Origin of the sequence: Chelatococcus asaccharovorans (assembly GCF_003201475.1) — a bacterium.
Classification (GTDB): domain Bacteria; phylum Pseudomonadota; class Alphaproteobacteria; order Rhizobiales; family Beijerinckiaceae; genus Chelatococcus; species Chelatococcus asaccharovorans.
In genome coordinates this window covers 86,562-103,239 of record NZ_QJJK01000015.1, presented here as the reverse complement: position 1 = coordinate 103,239, position 16,678 = coordinate 86,562, and the positions used below count along the sequence as shown (strand labels likewise).

The 16,678-nt window shown below is 64.6% G+C and carries 15 protein-coding genes; 5 read left to right on the top strand and 10 right to left on the bottom strand.

Annotation, left to right across the window (positions count from 1 at the left end):
* Window positions 1-44 precede the first annotated feature (44 nt).
* Both C7450_RS28470 and C7450_RS28465 read right to left on the bottom strand, forming a co-directional pair.
* Entirely contained in the window at window positions 45-833 is a 789-nt protein-coding gene (locus C7450_RS28470) for a response regulator transcription factor (RefSeq protein ID WP_110377880.1), read from the bottom strand.
* A 490-nt stretch (window positions 834-1,323) separates the two neighbouring features.
* Window positions 1,324-1,911, bottom strand: coding sequence for a helix-turn-helix domain-containing protein (locus C7450_RS28465; protein WP_110377879.1), 588 nt, complete (start codon window positions 1,909-1,911; stop codon window positions 1,324-1,326).
* A 50-nt stretch (window positions 1,912-1,961) separates the two neighbouring features.
* On the opposite strand from C7450_RS28465, the gene C7450_RS33725 reads away from it, so the two are divergent.
* Window positions 1,962-2,333: a hypothetical protein gene (locus C7450_RS33725; RefSeq protein WP_146227576.1), complete on the top strand. Its 372-nt coding sequence runs from the start codon at window positions 1,962-1,964 to the stop codon at window positions 2,331-2,333.
* Between the two features lie 74 nt (window positions 2,334-2,407).
* Here C7450_RS33725 and C7450_RS28455 read toward each other — a convergent pair whose 3' ends face one another.
* Entirely contained in the window at window positions 2,408-2,686 is a 279-nt protein-coding gene (locus C7450_RS28455) for a hypothetical protein (RefSeq protein ID WP_110377877.1), read from the bottom strand.
* Window positions 2,687-3,525: 839 nt separating this feature from the next.
* On the opposite strand from C7450_RS28455, the gene C7450_RS28450 reads away from it, so the two are divergent.
* A complete protein-coding gene (locus C7450_RS28450; protein ID WP_110377876.1) occupies window positions 3,526-4,362 on the top strand; it encodes an aldo/keto reductase in 837 nt (278 codons plus the stop codon).
* A 20-nt stretch (window positions 4,363-4,382) separates the two neighbouring features.
* On the opposite strand, the gene C7450_RS28445 is transcribed toward C7450_RS28450, so the two are convergent.
* Window positions 4,383-4,847 carry an Lrp/AsnC family transcriptional regulator gene (locus tag C7450_RS28445; protein WP_110377875.1) on the bottom strand — a complete coding sequence of 155 codons (465 nt, stop codon included), beginning with the start codon at window positions 4,845-4,847 and terminating at the stop codon, window positions 4,383-4,385.
* 133 nt (window positions 4,848-4,980) lie between these two features.
* Here C7450_RS28445 and C7450_RS28440 point away from each other — a divergent pair, with 133 nt between their 5' ends.
* Both C7450_RS28440 and C7450_RS28435 read left to right on the top strand, forming a co-directional pair.
* Window positions 4,981-7,374, top strand: a complete 2,394-nt coding sequence (locus tag C7450_RS28440) for a transketolase (protein WP_110377874.1) — start codon at window positions 4,981-4,983, stop codon at window positions 7,372-7,374.
* Window positions 7,375-7,541: 167 nt separating this feature from the next.
* Window positions 7,542-8,483 carry a PfkB family carbohydrate kinase gene (locus tag C7450_RS28435; RefSeq protein WP_110377873.1) on the top strand — a complete coding sequence of 314 codons (942 nt, stop codon included), beginning with the start codon at window positions 7,542-7,544 and terminating at the stop codon, window positions 8,481-8,483.
* Between the two features lie 404 nt (window positions 8,484-8,887).
* Here the strand turns inward: C7450_RS28435 and C7450_RS28430 are convergent, their stop codons facing one another.
* The 5 genes from C7450_RS28430 to C7450_RS28410 all read right to left on the bottom strand — a co-directional run bounded on the left by C7450_RS28430 (window position 8,888) and on the right by C7450_RS28410 (window position 14,224).
* Window positions 8,888-9,949 carry a Gfo/Idh/MocA family protein gene (locus C7450_RS28430; RefSeq protein ID WP_110377872.1) on the bottom strand — a complete coding sequence of 354 codons (1,062 nt, stop codon included), beginning with the start codon at window positions 9,947-9,949 and terminating at the stop codon, window positions 8,888-8,890.
* Complete coding sequence (locus tag C7450_RS28425) at window positions 9,942-11,081, bottom strand: ABC transporter ATP-binding protein (RefSeq protein ID WP_110377871.1); 1,140 nt, start codon at window positions 11,079-11,081, stop codon at window positions 9,942-9,944. The genes C7450_RS28430 and C7450_RS28425 overlap by 8 nt, the downstream gene beginning before the upstream one ends.
* Before the next feature lie 3 nt (window positions 11,082-11,084).
* Window positions 11,085-11,903, bottom strand: coding sequence for an HpcH/HpaI aldolase family protein (locus C7450_RS28420; RefSeq protein WP_170147490.1), 819 nt, complete (start codon window positions 11,901-11,903; stop codon window positions 11,085-11,087).
* 142 nt (window positions 11,904-12,045) lie between these two features.
* Window positions 12,046-13,257 carry an amidohydrolase/deacetylase family metallohydrolase gene (locus C7450_RS28415; RefSeq protein WP_210206563.1) on the bottom strand — a complete coding sequence of 404 codons (1,212 nt, stop codon included), beginning with the start codon at window positions 13,255-13,257 and terminating at the stop codon, window positions 12,046-12,048.
* A 112-nt stretch (window positions 13,258-13,369) separates the two neighbouring features.
* Complete coding sequence (locus C7450_RS28410) at window positions 13,370-14,224, bottom strand: IclR family transcriptional regulator (protein ID WP_170147489.1); 855 nt, start codon at window positions 14,222-14,224, stop codon at window positions 13,370-13,372.
* A gap of 115 nt (window positions 14,225-14,339) precedes the next feature.
* Between C7450_RS28410 and C7450_RS28405 the strand changes: the two genes are divergently transcribed.
* Window positions 14,340-15,491 carry a mandelate racemase/muconate lactonizing enzyme family protein gene (locus C7450_RS28405; RefSeq protein ID WP_245450174.1) on the top strand — a complete coding sequence of 384 codons (1,152 nt, stop codon included), beginning with the start codon at window positions 14,340-14,342 and terminating at the stop codon, window positions 15,489-15,491.
* A 32-nt stretch (window positions 15,492-15,523) separates the two neighbouring features.
* On the opposite strand, the gene C7450_RS28400 is transcribed toward C7450_RS28405, so the two are convergent.
* A complete protein-coding gene (locus C7450_RS28400) occupies window positions 15,524-16,591 on the bottom strand; it encodes a LacI family DNA-binding transcriptional regulator (RefSeq protein ID WP_110377866.1) in 1,068 nt (355 codons plus the stop codon).
* Window positions 16,592-16,678: the final 87 nt, after the last annotated feature.

The window sequence follows — 16,678 nt, the reverse complement described above, 5'->3', positions numbered from 1 at the left end:
CTCATATCCCCCAAGTTGCCTGTGAAATAAGCAGTCCGCGCCTGTCAGCTATCCCCTCTCTTGAGAAACAGTTCGTGGGTCAATACGGCGACTTCAGTTCTGTTCTTGGCTTTCAACTTACGCATGATATTGCGGACATGCACCTTGACTGTACTTTCCTGCATGTTGAGCTCGTAAGCGATGCGCTTGTTCGCCTTGCCTTGCCGCAGGGCGCCGACGACCGCCGCCTGCCGCACGGTGAACAGGCTGTTGCCGTTGTTCTTTGTCGTCTGGGCGTGTTCCTCGATGGAGCGACGCGAGGAGATGAGGCTGCTGGCCGGCACGAAGATCCCGCCTGCCTGGACGAGATGCAGAGCCTCGACCGCAACGTCGAGCGACATACTTGTGGGAATATAGCCCCGCGCACCCTGATCCAGCGCATCAAGTATCTGCTCCGCTTCTTCGATATCGGAGAGCAGAACAACTGGCATATGCTTGCAATCCTCAGGGAATACGCCTCCCTTTCCGTCTATGTCCTTGGCCTTCCGGCCGGCCGGGCAGAGCAGAATGATTGTATTTGGAGCGGGATGAGGATCGGCTACCCGCCAATCCTCGACGGTCGCAAAAGCGAGGACCGTATCGCCATTGGTAAGGGCCTTGAGGCTCTGGAGGAGACAATCGCGGATCAGCGTCCGCGGCTCGATGATGATGATCGTCGTCGTTGACGGTCGCATCGACAGCGACGCGGGGAGTATAGCATCCATCGTGTTCACTTTATCCAGCCCGGTCGGCGAGAAGCCCCCTGCCAGAGGACCGGCCCCATGGACTACCGGCGATAAGATTTCAGATGTCATGATGACGTTCCCCTCTTCACTCTAGAAATTATCGGGCGAAATCCTCGCACCAATCATTTCTCACCTCGCTTCTCCGCCTCCTCAGATTAGAATATGCGTTTATAGAATTTACATATACGTCATATTTATTATGTATATTTGCTTCCCCTGGCGAACCCCTGCCGTCAACTGCGTGCACCGAAGCGTTTTCGCTTTCTCCAACAAGCGAAAACCCTGCAGATCAATCCTCTTGCGCAATTCCGAAGGAATACCGTCGGGTGTCATTCCAGGCCTGTCGCGATCGGCAGTGGGGCCCGACGCCCAAGAAGCGCCGTGCCAGACCGACAGCCTTCCCGGCTCCCCAATAGAGGCCGCCGTTCCATCACCTTATCGAAGCATGGGGCCTATCCGAAAGCCAAGCCAGGCCTTTCGTCCCGATGCCGCATCGGCATCGCGGTAGATTGCATATCGCCCCGGAAACGCCAGCCAGCCCCACGCGCTGGCGTACCGACTATAGATGCACCGCGGCCCCGGCGGGCTCCGGCGTCACAGCGGGAGCCGATGGCAAATCGGCCAACCCATCACGTGCCTGGACGCGCCGCTCTCTCGCAAGGTCGCGCCAGGCGCGGCCCACCATCGCTGGCGAAAGGCCCGTTTCCTTCGCGACAGCCCGAACGCTCCACGCGAGCCGGCCCGGACACTTCTTCGACAAGGTCTCGTTAATCAATGCGATCAGCTCGTCACGGGCGAAACGCCTCGGCTTTCCTGAACGCGGGCGATCATAGAGCCCATTGATACCCTCCACCTCATAACGCCGCTGCCATTTCGCGATCGTCTGGGTCGAGACGGCCAGCTCACGCGCAACGTCGCGGCGAGACTTCCCTTCACTGCCGAGCATGATCTGGGCTCGCAGAACAATCGTCGCAGAGGGATCGCCCTGCTCGACGATTTCACGCAGATGCCGCCTGTCTTCGTCCTTCAAAATCAGTCCCATTTGCCGCATGCGTGCCTCCGGCAAATACTCACAATGCAGAACAAGCTTGCGCGAATACGAAATTTCGAGACACCCTTTCCCCTCATTCCCGCCACCTTGAAACATTCCGTCACATTACCACAATAAACCATCCAGTAAACTGTATATTAGAACGAATGAGAACGCTTGACTTCACATTCAGACGAGAAAGCGAATACCAGTATTTATTGCTGAAAACAGCGTCATCAGACACTGAAAACGCGCAACCTGAGGAAATCAGAGGCAATTCCCCCAAACCCTGCAAGCATCAAAATATGGTTAACGAGAATTATCCGATTGTTTTCCGATCGTTATCGAAGGACGGACCTTTCTTTTACGGCTATCTCGCCGCCGTCACTGCCTTGCTCTATTTCGTCCTGGTGCACATGGCGTTCATGTTCACGGTGATGGATAGAAAATACAGGGCAGTGGAAATTCACGCGCAGTCCACCCAAATTGATCCCTATGGCACCAGCAAAACAGGTTGCGGCAGAAGCGGTAAACGGTAGAGCCGGCCACTCGATCGCATAAATCTGGATGGGTACTATCATACGCACCTGACGCTGGGATTTCGGGAGTAGTTTTATCTGGCAATACCGGGATCGTCTGCCTCGTGGCGCTGTACAACTTTAGTAAGCGCCCCGCGACCAATGAGGGTCACCCGAAAGGTTTCCACCTCGGCTTTCCCCTCGCCCTTTAGGATACGTGTAACCAGTCCCTTGCGTGCCAACCTGCGCAGCGCCGTCGTTACCCAGTTGCCACGCGGCCAGGAGACCCCAATGCGATGTCCCAGCGCTTCCGCGGTATCATCGTCATGCAGATGGATCAGAACAGTTATCTCGGCCTGTGTCAGGTCGCGCATGCTCGCCCCCCGTCGCAATGCACAAGCAATGGCGAGGCCGGTCGCACCACATGCGGCGGCCGTCCAGACCGCCAGGATGCATCGAACGGCGGATCGATTTTGACCTGCCGCCGCCGATGGCGTTCACCCGACTCGAGCTACATCCCCGCGTGTCCAAACACGCCCCGTTGCGGGCGACGGAACTGCGGGCCTTCCGCCTTGTCGCCCCCCCGCCATGAGACAAACCTGCGAAGTCCGTGCCAATAAAGATGTGCCTATCCATGCAACAATAAGCAGATGTCCGCAGGGCCTGTCCCTCGACTTGCGTGGCTCGATTTGCACGGCATCGAAAGCCGATCTATCGACCACAGGAGAAACAACTTAAGCTCGGCATTACATTGCCACAATATCATCCCTAAATACCTGTAAAATCAATCCAAAAATTCGTATGACGGGATCAAGATGCCAACGGAGGTTTTGCCCACCGGGCCTGTAATGGCATTGATATACCGCTAGCGACCGACACGGACCATCCTCGGTCGGGCCGATTGATCGTGGAGAATCCGTGCCACGCATTCCGGATCCAGCTCGCGTCTTGAGACGTCCCGCGCAGCAGACCATCGCCCGAAGCGCGCGGCCATAAGTTTCATTCTGAGACATGCGCCAAAATGGAGCATTCATTTTGGCACAATTGCCGGGTTCGGAGTAGCAGCGGGCCGGACCTTGATGCGGAAAAATCGGCTCTCACCTGCGATTGCGCGGTCGCTCTGTCGCTTGCCAGTTGCATTATGCAATAACCGTGATCAGGCTCCCGGGGATTTTTTGCAAAAGAGGGATGCAGCTGTGGTGAGGACGACGTGATGCGACGGATCGGCTTGATCGATGGCAATGATGTACCCGTCCTCGGACAGGGCACGTGGATGATGGGCGAGCGCCGCGGCGAGCGCCAGGCCGAGACCAACGCGCTGATCGCCGGCATCGATCTCGGCCTGACGCTGATCGACACCGCGGAAATGTATGGCGACGGCGCGGCCGAGGAACTCGTCGGGGAGGCCATCAAGGGCCGGCGCCAGGAGGTGTTCCTCGTCAGCAAGGTCCTGCCCAACCACGCCTCGCGCACCGGCACGCCGGCCGCCTGCGAGGCCAGCCTCAGGCGGCTCGGCACCGATGTCATCGATCTCTACCTGTTGCATTGGCGCGGGAGCATTCCGCTGGCTGAGACGGTGGCGGCCTTCGAGGCGCTGAAAGAGGCCGGCAAGATCCGCCACTGGGGCGTATCGAATTTCGATGTGGCCGACATGGAGGAATTGCTGGAGATCGCGCCTTCCGGCGCCTGCACCGTCAACCAGGTGCTCTACAACCCGGACTATCGCGGCATCGAATTCGACCTTCTGCCCTGGCAGGCCGCGCAGGGCATCGCCGTCATGGCCTATTCGCCTCTCGGCCAGGGCGGCGAGCTTCTGCAAGCAAAGCCCCTGATCGCGATCGCCGCCCGCCACGACGCCACCCCGGCGCAGGTGGTGCTCGCCTGGGCGCTGCGCCATCCCGCCTTGATCGCGATCCCCAAGGCGAGCCGCAAGGCGCATGTGGAAGCCAACGCCCGCGCCGCAGCGCTCCAGCTCACGCCGGAGGACCTGGCTGCGATCGATGCCGCCTTTCCGCCGCCGCGCCGCAAGCGGCCCCTGGCGATGATCTGACGCGCCCCGCCGCTGAAGTCTCAGCGGAGCGGCAAGGCCTCCGACCGCTTGACCTGGCCAAGTGCGAAGCTCGTCTCGATGGAGGCCACCCCGTCGAGCCGGGTGAGCTTGTCCTTCAGGAATTGCTCATAGGCTTTCAGGTCCTTGACGACGATGCGCAGGAGATAGTCGCGCTGGCCGGTCATGAGGTAGCAGTCGGCCACCTCCGGCCACAGCGCCACCGCCTTGGCGAAACGGTCCAGGTCCTCCTCGCGCTGGCGCTCCAGCTTGATCGAGGCGAAGGCACTCACCGGCAGCCCAACCTTGGTCTGGTCGATGATGGCCGTGTAGCCCTTGATGACGCCCGCGTCCTCGAGCAGGCGCAGCCGCCTGGCGCAGGGGGACGGTGACAGGCCCACCCGCTCGGCGAGCTCGTGGGTCGTCATGCGGCCGTCGCTCTGCACGGCGGCAATGATCTTCCTGTCGATATCGTCCAATGCGCGCATTTGGCAGATTTCCACCTATTCTCAAATCATATTGGCTGATATCGCCAGAATCGCTGCGCATGACAAGCAAGATTGGCTACTTTTGATAATCCTGGCGAGCTATCATGATCGGAGTTCCTACAGGGTGACTTTCATGACCGATGCCCGCCTGCCCGTCCTCGCCGAGCTCGAACGCAAGATCCTGTGGCTTGCCACATGGACGATCCACAATGCCAACCACCTGCGGCCGAACACGGACGGCCTGAAAGTGGGCGGCCATCAGGCATCGTCCGCATCGCTGGCCACGATCATGACGGCGCTCTATGGCGCCGTGCTGCAGCCCGAGGACCGGGTCGCGGTCAAGCCGCATGCGAGCCCCATTTTCCACGCCATCCAGTATCTCCTCGGCAACCAGACCCGGGAGAAGCTCGAGAATTTCCGCGGCTACAAGGGCGTGCAGTCCTACCCCTCGCGCACCAAGGACGCGGACGACGTGGATTTCTCGACCGGCTCGGTCGGCCTCGGTGTGGCGCAGACGCTGTTTTCCTCGCTGGTGCAGGACTATGTCCGCGCCAAGGGCTGGGGCACGGCAGTGCCCGAGGGCCGCATGGTCGCGCTCGTCGGCGACGCCGAAATGGACGAAGGCAATATCTTCGAGGCCCTCCTGGAGGGCTGGAAGCACGGCCTGCGCAATACCTGGTGGATTGTCGACTATAACCGGCAGAGCCTCGATGCCGTGGTGCGTGAGGGGCTGTGGTCGCGTTTCGAGGCGATCTTCCGCAATTTCGGCTGGGACGTCGTCATCCTGAAATACGGCACGCTGCAACAGGAAGCCTTCGCCGAACCGGGCGGCGAGGCCCTGCGCCGCTGGATCGACGACTGCCCCAACCAGCTCTATTCCGCCCTCACCTTCCAGGGCGGCGCGGCCTGGCGCAAGCGCCTGACGGACGACCTCGGCGACCAGGGCGAGGTCTCGCGGCTGATCGATCGCCGCAGCGATGCGGAGCTGGCGGCTCTCATGGCCAATCTCGGCGGGCATGATCTGCCCTCGCTGCTCGCCGCCTTCGAGGACGCGCGCCGCCATGACCGGCCGGTGTGCTTCATCGCCTATACCATCAAGGGCTTCGGCTTGCCGCTCGCCGGCCACAAGGACAACCACGCCGGCCTCATGACACCGACGCAGGTGGAGACGCTGCGGCAGGCGATGAACGTCCGGGAGGGCCATGAATGGGAGCCCTTCGAGGGCCTCAGCCTGCCGGCAAAGACCTTGAAGAGCTACCTTGCCGCGGTCCCCTTCGCCGCCAAGGGCCGCCGCCGCTACCAGGCCCCCGAGGTGGATGTGCCGGCGGCGCTCACCGTCCCGGCCCAGCCAGCCATGTCGACCCAGCAGGGCTTCGGCCTGATCCTGCACGAGATCGCCAAGGGCGACACAGAGCTTGCCCGCCGCATCGTCACGACGTCCCCGGATGTCACCGTGTCGACCAATCTCGGCGCCTGGGTGAACCGGCGCGGGCTCTTTGCGCGCGAAGAGATGGCGGACACCTTCAAGGCCGAGCGTATTCCCTCGACCTTCAACTGGAATTTCTCGCCGAGCGGCCAGCATATGGAGCTCGGCATCGCCGAGATGAACCTGTTCATCATGCTCTCGGCGCTCGGCCTGTCCCATTCCATCTTCGGGGAGAGGCTGCTGCCGATCGGCACGCTCTATGATCCCTTCATCGAGCGCGGGCTCGATGCCCTCAACTATGCCTGCTACCAGGATGCGCGCTTCATCGTGGCGGCAACCCCGTCCGGCGTGACGCTCGCGCCCGAAGGTGGCGCGCATCAGTCGATCGCGACGCCGCTCATCGGCATGGCGCAGGACGGGCTCGCCAGTTTCGAGCCGGCCTTCGTGGACGAACTCGCGACCATCCTCAACTGGTCCTTCGCCTATCTGCAGCGCTCCGGCGAGGCGGAGCCGGATGAGACCACATGGCTGCGCGACGCGGTCGGTGGCTCGGTCTATCTGCGCCTCTCCACCCGCAGCATCGAGCAGCCGCAACGCCCGATGACACCGGCCCTGGCCGAGGACATCATCAACGGCGCCTATTGGCTGCGCAGGCCCGGCCCGAACGCCCAGGTGGTCGTCGCCTATACCGGCGCCGTCGCCCCGGAGGCGATCGCCGCCGTCGGACTGATGGGCGAAGACCGGCGCGACATCGGGCTGCTCGCCATCACATCGTCAGACCGCCTCAACGCGGGCTGGACGGCCGCGAGCCGCGCCCGCGAGCGTGGCCTCGTCCATGCCCGCAGCCATGTGGAGCGCCTCCTCGCCGAAGTGCCGTCCCACTGCGGACTGGTGACGGTGCTCGACGGCCATCCCGCGACGCTCGCCTGGCTCGGCTCCGTCCATGGCCACCGCACGCGCGCGCTGGGCGTCGAGCATTTCGGGCAGACCGGCACCGTCGCCGATCTCTACCGGCACCACGGGATCGACACCGACGCCATCGTCCAGGCAGCGGCGGCGCTCGTTCCCGGCCGCCCGATCCGCCATTTGCGCTCTGCCTGACAGCGCAGCTCCTGCGCAGGGCCTTCCCGCCGGTGCGAGCGTGCCTGCGCAGGAATAGACCAGCCAATTCACCGGCTTGCAGCGAAGCGGATAATTCCCTTCAAGCCGGACTTCATCTATGGAGGAATGCCCTTCGCGGGCGTTATCCCTCCAGCCCTGCCGTCCCGATGTCCGAATTAACCTCCGCTGACCTCACCGCGCGTGCCGCGCAGACGCGCGTCATCTGCCTCGGCCATTGTGCGCTCGACCAGACCTGGCAGGTCGACAGCCTCCTCACGCGCGGCAACCAGAAAATCCCGGCGCGTGGCTATCACGTCGTCGGTGGCGGCATGGCGGCGACGGCAGCCGTCGCCGTCGCGCGTCTCGGCGGGCAGGCGGCCTTCTGGGGACGTGCCGGCCGGGATCTCGCCGGCGAGGCGATGAAGCGCGAGCTCGTCGCGGAAGGGGTCGATGCAAGCGGCCTCGCCCTCATCGACGGCGCGCAGTCGTCGCTGTCCGCCATCATCATCGACGGGCAAGGCGAGCGGCAGCTCGTCAATTTCCGCGGCGATCTGCCGGACGAGGCCGACTGGCTCCCGCTCAATCAGGTATCCGAGGCCTCCGCCGTCCTCGTCGACCCGCGCTGGCCGACCGGCGCGCTCGCGCTGTTCCGGGCCGCGCGCGCGGCGGGCGTGCCGACCGTGCTCGACGGCGACGTCACCGAGACCGATGCCTTCCAGCATCTCCTGCCGCTGACCAACCATGCGATCTTCTCCGAGAACGGGCTGGCGCAATTCAACGGGCTCGGCATCGAAGACGGGCTCGCCCACGCCGCTGCCTTCGGTTGCCGGATCGTCGCGGTGACGCGCGGCGAAGAGGGGGTGACATGGCTGGAGGACGGGCGCCTCTACCATCAGCCGGCCTTCCCCGTCGTCGCCGTCAATACCAACGGCGCGGGAGACACCTTCCATGGCGCCTATGCGCTGGCCATCGGCGCCGGGCTTGGGCCCCGCGCGGCCTTCGCCTTCGCCGCCGCAGCGGCGGCCCTGAAATGCACGCGGCCGGGCACCCGCGCCGGTATTCCAAGCCTCAGCGAATGCCTGGCTTTCGAGGCCGCGCAGTCAGGCTAGAGCATTTTCGCGTTTCTCCGAATCGCGAAAATGCTCCATGTCTTTGTTTTAGCGCATTTTCTTCACGCGAACCGGTGTCCACTTCGCTCGAAAATGCTCTAGCCGTTGCTACGCGACGCCGGGGATGGCGCGGTGGGGAACCGCCGACGCTGATCCCTCCCCTTCAGGGGAGGGTGGCCTCGCGCCAGCGAGGTCGGGTGGGGCACAGAGGCGCGAGCGATGCGCGCTGGCATGCAGCTGTTACTATCCGTCTTCCGGCTCAGCTCAGGTCATCCCGGCCCCCACCCGGCGCCTGCGGCGCCACCCTCCCCTGAAGGGGAGGGATCAGCGCGGCGGTTCAGAATAACGGAACATGGCGCACCGCGACTGATTTTATGACAGATGAGGCGCGCCGCGCCCTCATCTCAAATATATCCGCTCAACTCAACCGCGCCGCCCTCGCGGATACTCTGCTCGATCGCCAGACACAGCCCAACGGCTGCGCGCGCATCGTGGGCGGGCATCACGAGGTCGCCGGTGTGAAATCCGCGCAGGGCCCGGCGCATGTTCTCCTCCAGCTCGAAGATCTCGCCGGATTGCGGAATGGCGATCGTCTCGACCTCGCTTGCGCCGCGCCGCTGCACATCGAGGGCGAAGCTCGGATGGGCCGTACGATCATAGGCGCCGGCCCACCAGGTGCGGAGGGCGCCGGCCGTCCCTGCGATCTCAAGCAGCGTGTGGTGCTGAAAACCCGCCAGACATTGCGTCACGAGCGCCGTCGAGCCGTCGGCCCATGTCATCAGGACGGACACGGTATCCGACAGGCCGGATGGCGACGTGGACTGGGCGAGAAGGCGGACAGGCGGCCCGTTCTCCCGCGCGTACCACAGCACGAGATCGACGAAATGGACGAGCTCCTCGAGGATCCAGGAGCCGACGCGGGCGGGATCGCGCCGCCAGCCACCGGATCCCGGCCGAAAGGCATGGCGAAACAGCGAAAAATGCTGGTGCGTCACCTGGCCGATATCGCCCGCCGCAATGGTCTCGCGCACCTCGCCCCACTGGTGGGAGACGCGCAGTTCGTGGTTGACGGCGACCATCCTGCCCGCAGCGTGTGCCGCGGCGAGTACCGCGTCGCATTCATCAAGCGACAGGCCGAGGGGCTTTTCCAGAAAGACATGATGCCCCGCCTTCAGCGCGGCCATGGCAAAGGCCGCATGCCGATCGTTCGGAACCGCGATGTTGACGACATCCAATGCGTCCAAGGCGAGAACGTCATCGTAGCGGCGAAAGACGGGAACGCCCGGCGCGAGCGCGGCCGCGGCGGCGGCCGAGGTGTCGCCATGACAATAGATCGCCACGAGTTCGGCCTCCGGGATGGCCGCCAGTGCCCGCGCGTGCATCTGCCCCCAGGCGCCGAAGCCGGCGAGCGCCACACGGCTGCGCGATCCGCTCATCGCTTGCGGACTTGATACCGCGTCAGGCATGGACCACTCCCCTGGCGGCTCCACCGGCCAGCCCCTTGTCGGCGCGGGTGTGCGGAGCCCCTATGGCGCGCCCCGTGTCCGCGTCGAAGAGATGCATGCGGCTGAGATTGCAGCGAAGCTTGACCGTCTCGCCGGGCGCCGGGCGCACCTCCGGCCGCACGCGCGAGGCGACCGCATGAGTTCCAAGACTGGTAAAGACCAGCGTATCGGCGCCGAGCGGCTCCACCACCTCGACGACAGCGGCGAGATCGACAAAGCCGGGCGGCGGCGTCCCCTCCTCCACCACCTCGACATCCTCCGGGCGCAGGCCGAACACCACGCGCGCGCCTTCATCGAGATCCGCATTCAAGGGAACGGCGGCCTCGGTGCCATCCAACTTCAAGCCACCGGCCTCAACCCGCGCGGGAATGAGATTCATGGTCGGCGCGCCGATGAAGCCGGCCACGAACAGGCTGGCGGGGGCGTGGTAGACCTCATCGGGCGTGCCGATCTGCTCGATATGGCCGCCGTTCATCACGACGACCCGATCCGCGAGCGTCATCGCCTCCACCTGGTCATGCGTGACATAGACGGTCGTCACGCCGAGGCGCTGGTGCAGCTTCTTCATCTCGATGCGCATGGAGCCGCGCAGCTTCGCGTCGAGATTCGACAAGGGCTCGTCGAACAGGAAGACCTGCGGCTTGCGCACGATGGCCCGCCCCATCGCCACGCGCTGGCGCTGCCCGCCTGAGAGCTGCTTCGGCCGGCGGTTGAGATAGGGATCGAGCCCCAGCACCGACGCGGCCTCCCGCACCCGCTTGTCGATCTCGCGCTTCGGCACTTTTCGATATTGCAGCGAGAAGGCCATGTTCTCGTAGACGCTCATATGCGGGTAGAGCGCGTAGTCCTGGAACACCATGGCGATGTCGCGATCGCGCGGCTCAACCTCGTTGACGACCCGGCCGTCGATGCGGATTTCTCCCGCCGAGATATCCTCGAGGCCGGCCAGCATCCTCAGCGAGGTCGACTTGCCACAGCCGGACGGGCCGACAAGCACGATGAATTCGCCGTCATTGATCGCGAGATCGATGGCGTGGACGACCTCGATGGCACCGTATCGCTTGACGAGCTTGACAAACTCGACAGTTGCCATCGCTCAGCCCCTCCCGTTCGCTCCGGCAACGATCTCGCGGAAATGTGCCGCAGCTTGATCGGCCCGTTGCACGAGCATACCCAAATCATTCGCGACCGAGACGAAATCAAACCCGGAACGGATATGCCGCTCGGCGATCGCGTCGTTCGGCGCGAGTACGCCTACGGCCTTGCCCGACGGACGACATCGCCTCAGGCCCTCCTCGATGGCGGCTGTGACATCGGGATGCGAGGCCTGGCCGGTCAGGCCCATGCTCGCCGCGAGATCGCCCGGCCCGAAGAACACGGCATCGACGCCGTCCACGGCCGCGATCGCCTCGCAATTGTCCAGCGCCTCTTTCGTCTCGATCTGGACGATGAGGAACAGCGTCTCGTCGGCGCGTTTCGCATAGTCCTTGATGCGCGAATAGCGGCTGCCGCGGTGCATGGCGGCGATGCCGCGCGCGCCGCGCGGCGGGTAGCGCATGGCCTTGACGGCCTGGCGCGCCTCGTCGGCGCTCTGCACATAGGGCAGCATGATCGTACCGATGCCGGCGTCGAGATGGCTCTTGAGCAGGAGCGGATCGTTCCACAGGAGCCGGACGATCGGGATCGTCGGCGTGCCGGCCACCGTCCGGCAATGGGTCATCGCGTCGTGGAGCGACACCGGTGCATGCTCGCCGTCGATGAGGATCCAGTCATAGCCCGCCCAGCAGAGCGCCTCCGTCGCATCGACGGAATTCAGCATGGACCATACGCCGATCAGCGGGCCGCCACGCGAGAGCGCGTTGCGGAAGGGATTGGCGGGAAACGCATCAGACTCCAGCGCACCGGCAACCGACATCAGCCTATTCTCCCTGCAATCATTCCCATGGCGCACCATGACGCGCTCGCGTCAGACGATACGATCCCCCTTCCGATTTGCAACTAAAATTCCACCAGTAGGCACAGAGTGCCAACTGATGAAACTTTTACTTAACGACCGTTCACGTCCCATCCGGCTCGAAGGGCCGCGCCGCAACCGCTTCCGGCTTGCCCGCCACATAGAGGGCGTGAGGCTTCAGCAGTCGCATGCCCTCACGCCGATGGCCGATGACATCGACGAAGGGCACGGCGACCTCCACGAGATCCAGCACGCTGATGTCGGCGGCGGCGCCCACGCCGAGATGGCCGATGTGCTCACGGTTCGTGGCTTTGGCCGGCGCATCGGTCACCATGGCAATGGCATCGGTGACGCCGACCCCACAGCACATCAATTTGCTCATGGTGTGCAGAAGATCATAAGCCGGTCCTTTGATGGACATGACGTGGACATCGCTGGAAATCATGTCGGGCGGGAAGCCGTCGGCAAGCGCCGCCTCGGCGCTGTCGAAGCCGAAAGCGCCCATCCCATGGCCGATGTCGAACAGCACACCGCGTTCGCGCGCCTCACGCAGTGCGGGGAGCACGAGCCTCTCCCCATCCACCGGCGCGTTAGGCGCAGGGCGGAAGCAATGGGTGAGGATGTCCCCCGGCCGCATGCGCGCGAGGACGTCCTCGTAGGATGGCGGTGGCCCGCCGATATGCGTCATCACCGGCAGCCCCGTGCGCTCGGCGGCGGCGATCGCCCGGTCGAGCGCCTCAAGGCCGACATCGCCCGACGTCTTGTCGCCGATGCGCACCTTGATGCCGACGACGAAATCCCGATGGGCCTCCACGGCTTCCACGCAGCGCTCGACATTGAGGAGGTCGCGCACCGTGGCCTCGCCAACCGAGAAGGCCTTGTCGAAGGCGAAGATGCCGGGGAAGGAAATATTGACATAGGCGAGCAGGTTGAAGGCCGAGCGCGCGGCGACGAAATCCTTGAGACCGTCGAGGTTGCCCGCGCCCGCGCTGCCGGCGTCGACCAGTGTTGTCACCGCAGAGCGCCGCGCCACCGGGTCAGGATCCACGCTCAGCGACGTCGCCTTGTGGTAGACATGCGTGTGGATATCGATCAGCCCCGGCGCCACGATATGGCCCGCCATATCGTCGACCGGGGCAGAGCCGGCCTCAAGCCCCGCCGCAACCGCGGCGATCCGGCCGTCCCGGATACCGATGTCCATGACGGCATCGATGCCGTTGCGCGGATCGATGACGCGCCCGCCCTTGAGGACACGGTCGAACCGCCCCTCTCCCTCGGCTTGACGCGGCATACCTGCGCTGGAAGTCTCGACCACACCATCTCTCCCGATCATTTGCCGGAGCAAAGCGTCCCATGCCCGCTGCGGCGGAGGCTATCGCGCGCAGTCCAAGCGCACGGCGGGCGCTCAGCCTTCGCAAAGCTTATCATCACCGCGGCGTCTGGCTATGCCATCCCAGCAATTCACCGATGCGCGCCGCCGTATCCCGCGCGACGGCGATCAATTCGGGAAAGCGCGGGGCACTTGCCGTTTGCCCGAGACTGGAAATGCTGAGCGCGGCGACCACTGTGCCCTCGCCATTGCGGATCGGCGCCGCCACACAGGACACGAGATCGTTGTATTCGCGATCGTCCACCGCAAAGCCGTCGGCGCGGACCTTGGCGAGGGCCTGATGCAAGGCCTCGGCGCTGGTGAGCGTCCGGGCGGTGAAGGCCGGCATGCCCGCCTCCTTGAGAATGGCGTCCACTTCGGCCGGATCGCGATAAGCCGCGATTGCCTTGCCAAGGGCCGTGCAATGGATCGGCCTACGCGCGCCGATCTGCGTGTTGATCCTGAGCGGTGGATCGAGTGGCTCGACCTTCGCGAGATAGACGATGCTCGTGTCGGGAAGAATGGCGAGCTGGATGGTCTCGCCGGTCTGGCTGCATGCCTCTTCCATCAACGGGCGCGCCAGCCCCGCCAGATCATGCCTGGCTATGCTGCGCGACCGGATGTCCAGGAAGACGGGACCCGGCCGCCAGCCCTTGCCGTTCTGGCCGCTGGCGACGAAGCCACCCTTCTCCAACGTCTTGAGAAAACGCAACACCGTCGACTTGTGAAGATCGACCCGCTGGCTGAGTTCCGTCAAGGTCATTGAATCCGCGCTATCGGCGAGCACCCGTAAGATACTCATGGTCCGGTCGATCACGCGCACGGAGGAGGGAGCCCCTGCCGCATCCGGCCCTGCGCTGTCGGCCGAGCCCATGCGCTCCAATGCATCGCTTTCAGGAATGAGGTTGGTCAAGACCACTGGCTCCGAGGGCCACATTTGTTTTATATTGCCATATTCTGAAACAGAATTTCATCTATCGCAACACCTCCATGAATCAACAGCTCGCAATTGGACGAAGGGCTACAGGGTGAGTGTGGATATCGTCGCCATCACGGAGATCAAGGCCATCGCCCTGCGGGCGCCGATCGAGACGCCGGTGCGCACCTCCTTCGGCATCATGACCGACCGGCCGGCCGTATTTATCGAGGTCCGCGATCGCGAGGGCCATCGCGGCCTTGGCGAGGTCTGGTGCAACTTTCCGTCCGTTGGCGCCGAGCACCGCGCGCGGCTGGCCTTGGCAACGGTGGGGCCGCTGCTCCAGCGGCTGTCTCCCCTTCCGGTCAGCACGATATTCGCGCGGCTGATGCAGGCCCTGCACATCCTGGCGCTCCAATCCGGCGAGTGGGGACCGCTGCGCCAGGTTGCAGCGGGCTTCGACATGGCCTGCCATGATCTTGGCGCCCGCCGGGCAGGCTTGCCGCTGCACGCCTTTCTCCGGGAGGCCTACGGGCTCGAGGGCCCTTGCGCACGGCAGGTACGCGCCTATGCCAGCGGCATCGGTCCCGAACAGCCTGCGGCGATTGCAGCGGCCGAGCAGGCGCGGGGCCATCGCGCCTTCAAGCTCAAGGTCGGTTTCGGCGAGGCGGTCGATCGCCGCGCGCTCGACGCGATCCGCATGGCGATCGGCGACGGGGCGACATTGATGATCGACGCCAACCAGGGCTGGGCGTGCGCGGAGGCGATCCGGCTCGGCCGGGCCTTCGCGGCCTATGACCTGGCCTGGCTGGAAGAACCGCTTGCCGCCGACAGGCCGGAGGCGGAATGGCAGGCGGTGGCCGAGGCCACCCCCATTCCCCTCGCGGCCGGCGAGAACATGAACGCGACAGCCGAATTCGCAGCCGCGATCGACAGCCGCGCCCTGCGTTTCATTCAACCCGACGCGGCAAAATGGGGCGGGCTCTCCGGCTGCCTCGATGTGGCCCGCAGGGCGCGCGCGGCCGGCCTCACCTATTGTCCGCATTATCTCGGCGGCGGCGTCGGGCTTCTGGCATCGGCGCATCTTCTCGCCGCGGCCGGGGGGGACGGGCTCCTCGAAATCGACACCAATCCGAACCCCTGGCGCGACAGGCTCATCGCAGGGCTGATGCCGCTTGCCGATGGGTGCGTTCTACTGGGCGATGCCCCGGGTCTTGGCCTCCGTCCAGATGTGGAGGCGCTGGCGCAACTCAACGAAGGCTAACTTCGCTCCCCGGTAAGCGAGGCGAAGGCGCGTCAGGTCGAGCCACGCGCGACGAGCTCGAAACCGAGATCGAAGATGGTCTGCCCCGCGGGTTTTCCCCCCAGGCGGGACAGCAGAACCTCAGCGACTTTCGTGCCGATCGCGCCGCGCGGCGGGCGCACCGTGGTGAGCGCGGGCTCGCTTGCCGCGGCAAATTCGAGATCGCCGAAGCCGCAGATCCGCAGGCGGCCAGGCACGGACCAACCCTGGCGCTGCGCCTCGAACAATCCCCCCAACGCGAGAATGTCGTTGGTGCAGAACACCGCGTCCACATCCGGGTGCTGCGCCATCAGGGCCCTGAGCGCCTCGCTGCCGCCGATCGCACTTGCCCTTTTCTCGAAGCGATATTCGACCGGCGGCGCAAAGCCCGCCTCGGCAGCGGCCTCGACAAAGCCCGCATAGCGATCCACGGCACGATAGTCGCGATCGAGCATCGCACCGATGAAGCCGAGCTTGCGTGCGCCGCGCTCGGCGAAATGGCGCACCACGATCCTGCCCGCGGCGCGCTGCGAAAAGCCGACGATGGTGTCGATGGGGTGATCGGAGAGTTCCCACATCTCGACGATCGGAATATCGGCGTCGAGCGCCATCCTGATGGTCTCGCGGCTGTGGCGGCGGCCTGTGAGCACGATCGCGGCGGGAGACCACGCCATCACGGAGGCAACGAGCCGTTCTTCGATCTCCATGGAATGGCGACTGTTGCCGATCAGCAGTTGATAGCCGCTCCCCTCCAACCCCTCTTCCATGGCCTCGACGGTGGCCGAGAAGAACGAGTTGATCATCGAGGGGATGATGACGCCGATGGTCATGCTGCGGGCGCTTGCCAGGGCACCGGCCATGAGATTGCGCCGATACGACAGGCGCTCGACGGCCTCGTCCACCCGCGCCCGGACGGCAGGCGAAACCCTGTCGGGCTGGCGCAGCGCACGCGAGACCGTCGCGGTCGAGACGCCCGCGAGCCGCGCGACATCCTCCATGCGGGAACGCGTCGTGCCGAGCCGCTCGCGGGGCGCGGAACGAAGGACAGTCTGCAGCAGATCGTCCGGCGGGACCTTGGCCATGCTCTCCCACTTCTTCGGATCCGGACATTCGGATCCAGATTTGCCACGCGACCTACCGGGCACCGACACGCCTTCGCAGCGAATCGC

What these genes read in the sequence shown, in the direction of transcription:
- C7450_RS28470 (WP_110377880.1), bottom strand. Translation starts at nt 833, where the DNA reads ATGACATCTGAAATCTTATCGCCGGTAGTCCATGGGGCCGGTCCTCTG.
- C7450_RS28465 (WP_110377879.1), bottom strand. Translation starts at nt 1,911, where the DNA reads ATGTTTCAAGGTGGCGGGAATGAGGGGAAAGGGTGTCTCGAAATTTCG.
- C7450_RS33725 (WP_146227576.1), top strand. Translation starts at nt 1,962, where the DNA reads ATGAGAACGCTTGACTTCACATTCAGACGAGAAAGCGAATACCAGTAT.
- C7450_RS28455 (WP_110377877.1), bottom strand. Translation starts at nt 2,686, where the DNA reads ATGCGCGACCTGACACAGGCCGAGATAACTGTTCTGATCCATCTGCAT.
- C7450_RS28450 (WP_110377876.1), top strand. Translation starts at nt 3,526, where the DNA reads ATGCGACGGATCGGCTTGATCGATGGCAATGATGTACCCGTCCTCGGA.
- C7450_RS28445 (WP_110377875.1), bottom strand. Translation starts at nt 4,847, where the DNA reads ATGCGCGCATTGGACGATATCGACAGGAAGATCATTGCCGCCGTGCAG.
- C7450_RS28440 (WP_110377874.1), top strand. Translation starts at nt 4,981, where the DNA reads ATGACCGATGCCCGCCTGCCCGTCCTCGCCGAGCTCGAACGCAAGATC.
- C7450_RS28435 (WP_110377873.1), top strand. Translation starts at nt 7,542, where the DNA reads ATGTCCGAATTAACCTCCGCTGACCTCACCGCGCGTGCCGCGCAGACG.
- C7450_RS28430 (WP_110377872.1), bottom strand. Translation starts at nt 9,949, where the DNA reads ATGCCTGACGCGGTATCAAGTCCGCAAGCGATGAGCGGATCGCGCAGC.
- C7450_RS28425 (WP_110377871.1), bottom strand. Translation starts at nt 11,081, where the DNA reads ATGGCAACTGTCGAGTTTGTCAAGCTCGTCAAGCGATACGGTGCCATC.
- C7450_RS28420 (WP_170147490.1), bottom strand. Translation starts at nt 11,903, where the DNA reads ATGTCGGTTGCCGGTGCGCTGGAGTCTGATGCGTTTCCCGCCAATCCC.
- C7450_RS28400 (WP_110377866.1), bottom strand. Translation starts at nt 16,591, where the DNA reads ATGGCCAAGGTCCCGCCGGACGATCTGCTGCAGACTGTCCTTCGTTCC.